This window comes from Streptomyces sp. NPDC002306, from assembly GCF_053593435.1.
Genome location: NZ_JBSFCK010000019.1, coordinates 128826 through 136773, shown reverse-complemented (window position 1 = coordinate 136773; position 7948 = coordinate 128826). Strand labels below are relative to the sequence as shown.

Sequence of the window (7948 nt, the reverse complement as noted above, 5' to 3'; positions counted from 1 at the left end):
CCCAGCGCCGCACCGATCCCCGCGATCTCGTCCTCGGCCTGGAAGGTCCGCACCCCGAAATTCTTGTGCCGGCTCAGCTCGTGCAGGATGTCGGAGGCCGGAGTGATCGGATACGAGCCCAGGAACAGCGGCAGGTCCGCCTGCCGGGACGCGGCGACCAGCCCGTAGGACAGCGCCAGATTCCCCGAGATGTTGCGGTAGGTACCCACCGGGAACGCCTTCGCCGCCGGCGCCACCTCGTAGGAGACCGCGAAATCCTCCGTCGTCTCACCGAAATTCCAGCCCGCACGGAACGCCGCGATGTTCGCCGCCGCGATCTCCGGTTTCTTCGCGAACTTCGACGTCAGGAACTTCTCCGTACCCTCCGTCGGCCGGTGATACATCCACGACAACAGCCCCAGCGCGAACATGTTCTTGCTGCGCTCGGCCTCCTTGCGCGACAGAGCGAAATCCTTCAGCGCCTCGACCGTCAGCGTCGTCAGCGGCACCGGGTGGAGCTGGTAGCCGTCGAGCGACCCGTCCTCCAGCGGAGAAGCGTCGTATCCGACTTTCTGCATCGCCCGTTTAGTGAACTCGTCCGTGTTGACGATGATCTCCGCGCCGCGCGGCACATCCCCGATGTTCGCCTTCAGCGCCGCCGGATTCATCGCGACGAGGACATTGGGCGCGTCCCCCGGCGTCAGGATGTCGTGGTCGGCGAAATGCAGCTGAAAGGAGGAGACACCGGGGAGTGTGCCGGCGGGGGCCCTGATCTCGGCGGGGAAGTTCGGCAGGGTCGACAGGTCGTTCCCGAACGACGCCGTCTCCGAGGTGAAGCGGTCCCCGGTGAGCTGCATTCCGTCACCGGAGTCCCCCGCGAACCTGATGATCACCCGGTTGAGGCGTTGTACGTCCTTCGCCCCGCCCGGTTTGCGCTGCTCTCCTACTACGGCTCCGTCGGCCTGTTCCGCTGCGCTGCTGACCTGGCTGGTCACTGAACTGGACCTCCCTCGAGGCGGCTGTCTGGGAGCGGCCTTCCCAAAGGCCTTCCCAACATCAACCCTACGTCCGCAAGGGCCGCCTTCCCCGGGTCATTCGCACGAGGATCACCGCTTCGTGGCGCTTCCGCGCCAAGAGGTGACAGGCTTTCGTCGGCCCGGCCCGCTTGACTCGCCCCTCGGTATCCGCACTGAAGACGCATGGTGATTGCCCTGCGGTTCTGCCCCTGGACGGAATCGTTTTCGACGCCGGTGCCCTCCGATCGCACGGAAGGCGGTCGTCCGGTCGTGAATTCAGATCATGAACCGGAATTTGGTGAAGATCGTGAATGCTGATCTTCGGCCGAACGGGCGATGGTCGGCCGGATGGTCGGCCGGATGAGCGGCTGGATGAGCGAGAGCGGCCGGAAGCGTGGCCGGAAGATCGGCCGGATTTCCAGGTCGGATGGCCGAATCGGCACGGCGGTTCAGCGGGGCAGCCGGCTGGGTGGCTGCACAGCGCTCGGACGGCCGCACAGCCGGTCTGACGGCCACACGGTCGGTTTGACCGGCCGCACAGCCGGTTTGGCGGTCGGCGGTCAGGAATTCAGATAGGTGAGCACCGCGAGGACCCGTCGGTGGTCCCCGTCGCTCGGCGACAGCCCGAGCTTCAGGAAGATGTTGCTGACGTGCTTCTCCACCGCGCCGTCGCTCACCACCAGCTGCCGGGCGATCGCCGAGTTCGTCCGGCCCTCGGCCATCAGCCCCAGCACCTCCCGCTCCCGCGGGGTGAGTCCCGCGAGCACGTCCTGCTTGCGGCTGCGTCCGAGCAGCTGGGCGACCACCTCGGGGTCGAGCGCCGTACCCCCCTGGGCCACCCGCACCACCGCGTCCACGAACTCGCGCACCTCGGCCACCCGGTCCTTGAGCAGATAGCCGACACCGCGGCTGGAACCGGCCAGCAGTTCGGTGGCGTAGCGCTCCTCCACGTACTGCGACAGCACCAGCACCCCGAGCCCGGGATGCGTCTTGCGCAGCTGCACCGCGGCCCGTACTCCCTCGTCGGTGTGCGTCGGCGGCATCCGTACGTCCGCCACCACGACGTCCGGGAGCTCGCCCGCCGCGTCCAGCTCCGTGATGGTCTTGACCAGGGCTTCCGCGTCCCCGACCCCGGCGACGACGTCATGCCCGCGGTCGGTAAGCAACCGGGTCAGCCCCTCCCGCAGCAGCACCGAATCCTCGGCGATGACCACCCGCACCCTGTCCTCCACGATCTTCGGCCCCCCACAGCCCCGCGTCCCCGACGCGCCCGGGCGGGCGCCGTACCCCCATCGGGTACCCGCCCGCTTCGACACGTCCAGCATTCCAGCATTCGGAGCCGCCTGCGCCCGGGCGACGGGAACACGTGCGCGATACGCCGGGTTTCGGCCCCGCGCCCCGCGCTCCCTCCGGCCCTGGCGGACTGGAGGGGGCGGGGAAGGCGGGGGAGGGTGAGCGGCAGGGGAGGGAAATGAACGGCGGGTCAGCCCCGCCAGGGCAGCTCCGCCGTCACCCGGGTCGGGCCCCCGGCCGGCGAGTCCACCACCAGGATCCCGTCCACCGCGTCGAACCGCCCGGCCAGCCCCGCGAGGCCCGACCCCCCGGACGCGTCCGCCCCGCCCACCCCGTCGTCCACGACCTGGAGCATCAGCCGGTCCTCGGCCCGCCACACGTCGACCGACGCCGTCCGCGCCCCGCTGTGCTTGCTGATGTTCTGGAGCAGCTCGGAGACGGTGAAGTACGCGATCCCCTCGATCGCCTGCGTCGGCCGCTCGGTCAGGTCCACGTCCACCCGCACGGGCACCGTGCAGCGCGAGGCGACCGAGGACAGGGCGGCGTCGAGACCGCGGTCGGTGAGGACGGCCGGGTGGATGCCCCGGGCCAGGTCGCGCAGCTCCTGAAGGGCCGTCTTCACCTCACCGTGCGCGTTGTCCACCATGCGCGCCGCCTCCTGCGGATCCTCCGTCAGCTTCTCCTTCGCCAGCCCGAGGTCCATGGCCAGCGCCACCAGCCGGGCCTGCGCCCCGTCGTGCAGGTCCCGCTCGATGCGCCGCAGGTCGGCCGCCGCCGTGTCGACCACGACCCCCCGGTCCGACTCCAGCTCCACCACCCGCGACGCCAGCCGCGACGGCCCCAGCAGCCCGTGCACCAGCAGCCGGTCCACCTGCGTCAGCGCCCGGATGATCCACGGCGTGGCCAGCGTGAACAGCAGGCCGACCAGCGCCGTGACAGTGATCTCGAACGGGTTGTCCAGGTAGATCCGGTGCTGCTCGTCGCCGTACAGCTGGAGGCCGTCCTGACCGCCGTACAGCGGGAAGACCCAGAACCACAGCGGGTAGGTCAGCGTCGCCCACCCGTACGTCCAGAACGTCACCGCGACACAGAACGAGAACACCGCCCAGGGGAAGTGGATCACCGCGTACATCAGCTGCCGCCAGGACGTGCCGCTCTTCATGAGGGCGGCCATCCAGGCCCACGCGCCGTGCCCGCGCGTCCGCAGCGGCTCGGGGTCGCCCACCTCCAGGCCCAGCATCCCGCGGGCCCGCGCCCGCTCCAGCGCACCGAGACCACGGCAGCCGGCCAGTCCCGCCGCCAGCACCGGGATGCCGATGAAGGTCACCAGCAGCCCCGCGCCGACCGAGATCATCGTGACGGCGTACGTGAAGAGCAGGACGCTGATCGGCAGGCTCAGCAGGATGTACGCGAACTCGCTCCAGCTGCGCGCCTCGAACGGCGCCCGCAGCACGGCCGGCACCCGGTGTCGCCGCTCCCCGTGCCCGTACCCGTGCCGGTACTCCTGTCCGTAGCCCTGTCCGTACTGGCTGTCCTGTCCGTACTGGCTGGCCATCGGTGTCGCCCCCTCTGCTCGTCGGCGGGTCGCCTGTCCTACCTCCACCCTGCTCGACCGCAGGTCAGCGGACCATGGAGGCCGTCGGCGTCTGCACCGGGGGGTTTTCCCCACCCCCACCGTGCCCCGCGACCGTCCTCGCCCGGCCTGGCCTCCTACGACCGCTCGCGCCACGGCAGTTCCGCCGTCACCGTGGTCGGACCGCCCGGCGGCGAGTCGACGACGAACAGGCCGTCGACGGCGCCGAGGCGGTCGGCCAGGCCGCGCATACCGCTGCCGCCGTCCAGCCGCGCCCCCCCTTGGCCGTCGTCCCACACCTGGAGCATCAGCCGGTCCTCCGCCCGCCACACGTCGACCGAGGCCGCGCGCGCTCCGCTGTGCTTGCTGACGTTCTGGAGCAGTTCCGAGACGGTGAAGTAGGCGATGCCCTCGATGGCGGCGGCCGGTCTGGACCCCAGCTCGGCCGTCACCTTCACCGGCACCGTGCAGCGCGAGGCGACCGAGGACAGGGCGGCGTCGAGACCGCGGTCGGTGAGGACGGCCGGGTGGATGCCCCGGGCCAGATCGCGCAGCTCCTGAAGCGCGAGCTTCACCTCGCCGTGCGCCTCCTCGACCATCGCCGCCACGTGCTCGTCGGCCTGGCCCTCCAGCAGCTTCTCCTTGGCCAGACCGAGCCCCATCGCCAGATTGACCAGCCGGGCCTGGGCCCCGTCGTGCAGATCGCGCTCGATCCGCCGCAGGTCGGCCGCCGCCGTGTCCACCACGACCCCCCGGTCCGACTCCAGCTCGGCGATCCGCCGCTCCAGCTCGTCGGAGGGCGACAGCAGGGCGCGCACCATCGCCCGGTCCGCGTTGGTCAGCCCGCGGGCCAGATACGGCAGCACCGGCCACAGCACGAACAGCGAGGTCAGCGTGATGGCGAAGGTGAACACGCCCCAGGGCAGCCGTATCAGGTCGTACAGCGCCGCGCGCCAGCCCACCGGATCCTTCAGCGTCATCCACAACCGGGCGAAGAAACCCGCCGTCCGCTCCACCGGCAACGGGCTCGGCTCGTCGATCCGCAGCCCGAGCAGCGCCCGCGCCCGGCCACGCTCGAACCGGCCCAGCAGCCGCGACCCCATCAGCCCGAGCGCCAGCAGCGGCAGCCCGATCACGGTGAAGGTGAGCACGCCGCTGACGAACATCGCCGTCATCACGTACGTGAAGCCGAACACCGCCATCGGCAGGTTCGCCAGCAGATACGCGATCTCCTTCCACGTCCGCGGGTCGTAGGCGGGGCGGGCCGGGGGCAGGACGCCGGCGCCGTCGTCGGCGCCCTCGGGGCCCTCGGTGTCCTGCCGGGTGATGTCTCTGCCCGGAGAGGGCGTGGCTGCGGTCATACGGGCTAGCGTGCCGCGCGGCGCGCCACAACGCCATGAGGTCCGCCACCGCGGCGGACGGGGGAAAACCCCCCTCCCGGATTCCGAGGCGTGACGGGCTGCTTACCGGCTCTTTATCAGGGCCTAGACTCCCGTGCGTACACATCGTCGAACACAGGGTTCACGAAGGTAACAGGGTCAGGGAGCGAGGGCGGACGTTGCCGGAGACGCTGCGGGACACGTTGCACGACCCGACCGTCGTCGTCGCGGCGGACTACTTCCACTCCTATTCGGTCGTCGGGCTGCTCGCCGTCGTGGGCGTGCTGTTCGTCGCCGTGGCCTTCGGGGCGAGCAGCCTGCTGCGCCCGGTGGTCCCGACCCCCGAGAAGCTCCTGACGTACGAGTGCGGGGTCGACCCCGTCGGCGAGGGCTGGGCCCACACCCAGGTCCGCTACTACGTCTACGCATTCCTGTACGTCGTCTTCGCCGTCGACTCGATCTTTCTCTTCCCCTGGGCGACGGTCTTCGCCGACCATGGTTACGGCGCCACGACGCTGGTGGAGATGTTCATCTTCCTCGGCTTCCTGGCCGTGGGCCTGCTGTACGCATACAAGAAGGGCGTCCTGGCATGGACGTGACCCCCTCGCCCGCCGAGCCCGTACCGCTCCCCGAGCCGAAGCGGCTGGGCACCCTCGCCCGGCTGGCCCCCGAGCCCATGAAGGTGGTCCTGAACTGGGGCCGCCGCTACTCGCTCTGGGTCTTCAACTTCGGCCTCGCCTGCTGCGCGATCGAGTTCATCGCCGCGTCGATGGCCCGCCACGACTTCATCCGGCTCGGCGTCATCCCCTTCGCGCCGGGCCCGCGCCAGGCCGACCTGATGGTGGTCTCCGGCACGGTCACGGACAAGATGGCGCCGGCCGTGAAGCGGCTGTACGAGCAGATGCCCGAGCCGAAGTACGTCATCTCCTTCGGCGCCTGCTCCAACTGCGGCGGCCCGTACTGGGACTCCTACTCCGTGACGAAGGGCGTCGACCAGATCATCCCGGTGGACGTCTACGTCCCCGGCTGCCCGCCCCGCCCCGAGGCCCTGCTCCAGGGCATCCTGAAGCTCCAGGAGAAGATCGCGCGCGAGTCGCTGGCCGAGCGGTACGGGACCGCACGGCCCTCCGCGGCCGCGCTCCAGAGCGGCCTGGTGCGGCCGCCCGCGGCTCCGGCCACGCCCCCGGAAGGCCCGTCTCCGGAGGCATCGTCCCCGGCGTCCCCGGCGGGGGAGGACCGATGACCACGGTGGGCTGGCTGCCCGCACCCGCCGACGAACTCTTCGGGGCGGAGGCGACCGCCGAGGAGTCCTACGAGGTCCTGACGGTCGACGTACCGCCGGTGTCCTGGACCGCGGCGCTGCGCGTCGCCCGCGACACACTGGGCTGCACCTATTTCGACTGGCTGAGCGCCGTCGACGAACCGGGCACCGGCTTCCGGATCTCGGCCCACGTGGCCGCGCTGTCGCCGCTGCGCCGACTGCTGGTGCGCACGACCGTCCCGCACGAGTCCCCGGCCCTGCCGTCCGCCGTGGACGTGTACGCGGGCGCGGCCTGGCACGAGCGCGAGACCCACGAGATGTTCGGCATCGACTTCGAGGGCCACCCGGCACTGGACCACCTCCTCCTCCCGGAGGGCTTCGAGGGCCATCCCCTGCGCAAGGACTTCGTCCTGGCGGCGCGGGTCGCCAAGGCCTGGCCCGGCGCGAAGGAACCCGGCGAGTCGGAGCACGGCGGCCCCAAGCGCCGCCAGATGCTTCCCCCGGGCGTTCCCGACCCGAACGAATGGGGCCCCCTCAAGGGCCAGCTCCCCCCTGCCCCGGCCCGCCCGGCCCGCGCCGCGGGCCGCCCCACCGGCGAACGCCCGGTACGCCGTGCCCGTACGGCAGCGGAGGGCTCGGCCGGCCAGGCGGCGGAGGCGGCCCCGGCCGCCTCCGGTGCGGAGACGTCGGCGGACGCGCCCACCCCGGGCACCGCCCGGCGGGCACGCACCGCCACGGGCGGGTCCGCTTCACAGCGGACGGGGGCGACGGGAGCTTCGGCGGCTCCGGCGGCTTCGGAGGCCGCGGGGGTCTCGGAGGTGGCTGGGCCGACGGAAGCGACGAAGGCGGCCGATGCGGCCGAGGCGGCGGAGGCTTCGGGGGTGGCTGGGCCGACGGAGGCCTCGGCTTCCGGGGTCACGCCCGATGCGACGCGTCCGGCCCGTTCGGCGGGCCCCGCGCGTCCCGCGGGTCCTCGGCGTGCGCGCACGGCCACCGGAGGTTCCGCGTCCCAGCGAGCCGAGACCCCCGCAGCCCCGGCTCCGGAACAGGCCCCGGCCACGCCCCCTCGACGGCCGGTCACCGGCTCCCGCAGCCCGGACGCCCCGTGGCACCACGCCCGCCCGGCTTTCGGGGAACCGGAGGCGGAGGCAGGGCCGGAGGTGAAGGCGGAGCCCGGCCCGGAGACGGAGACGGAGCCCGCCCCGGAGGTGGAGGCAGGGCCCGGCCCGGAGGTGGAGTCGAAGCCGGCGTCGGCCCCGGAGTCCGTGCCCGTCCCGGAGCCGAAGCCGCACCCGTCCCCGGAGCCCGAGCCGGGGCAAGCACCCCCGTCGGACGCGTCCACTCCCGAAGGACCCACGCCGGACGACGACCGAGCCCCCGCGGACCCCACGCCCGACCCGGGCACCCCAGGTACGCGGACCCCAGACGTTCCCGCCCCCGATGCGGG

Annotated in this window: 7 protein-coding genes; 3 read left to right on the top strand and 4 right to left on the bottom strand. The window is 72.0% G+C overall.

What is annotated here, in order from left to right; translation table 11 throughout:
• The 4 genes from ACWCQK_RS29295 to ACWCQK_RS29280 all read right to left on the bottom strand — a co-directional run.
• Window positions 1-974, bottom strand: a 974-nt coding sequence (locus ACWCQK_RS29295) for a 2-oxoacid:acceptor oxidoreductase family protein (RefSeq protein WP_451159938.1), incomplete at its 3' end; no start/stop codon positions are given.
• Between the two features lie 581 nt (window positions 975-1555).
• Window positions 1556-2215, bottom strand: coding sequence for a LuxR C-terminal-related transcriptional regulator (locus tag ACWCQK_RS29290; RefSeq protein WP_451159944.1), 660 nt, complete (start codon window positions 2213-2215; stop codon window positions 1556-1558).
• A 263-nt stretch (window positions 2216-2478) separates the two neighbouring features.
• Window positions 2479-3843 carry a sensor histidine kinase gene (locus ACWCQK_RS29285; protein WP_451159936.1) on the bottom strand — a complete coding sequence of 455 codons (1365 nt, stop codon included), beginning with the start codon at window positions 3841-3843 and terminating at the stop codon, window positions 2479-2481.
• Between the two features lie 155 nt (window positions 3844-3998).
• On the bottom strand, window positions 3999-5222 hold the full coding sequence (locus tag ACWCQK_RS29280; protein WP_451159934.1) for a sensor histidine kinase: 1224 nt from the start codon (window positions 5220-5222) through the stop codon (window positions 3999-4001).
• A gap of 197 nt (window positions 5223-5419) precedes the next feature.
• Here ACWCQK_RS29280 and ACWCQK_RS29275 point away from each other — a divergent pair, with 197 nt between their 5' ends.
• From ACWCQK_RS29275 to ACWCQK_RS29265, 3 genes are all read left to right on the top strand, one after another.
• A complete protein-coding gene (locus ACWCQK_RS29275; protein ID WP_451159932.1) occupies window positions 5420-5839 on the top strand; it encodes an NADH-quinone oxidoreductase subunit A in 420 nt (139 codons plus the stop codon).
• Window positions 5830-6483 (top strand): NADH-quinone oxidoreductase subunit B, encoded by a 654-nt coding sequence (locus ACWCQK_RS29270; protein ID WP_451159930.1) that lies wholly within the window; start codon window positions 5830-5832, stop codon window positions 6481-6483. The genes ACWCQK_RS29275 and ACWCQK_RS29270 overlap by 10 nt, the downstream gene beginning before the upstream one ends.
• Window positions 6480-7948: NADH-quinone oxidoreductase subunit C (locus ACWCQK_RS29265; RefSeq protein ID WP_451159928.1), on the top strand; the 1469-nt coding region annotated here is incomplete at its 3' end. The genes ACWCQK_RS29270 and ACWCQK_RS29265, both read left to right, overlap by 4 nt.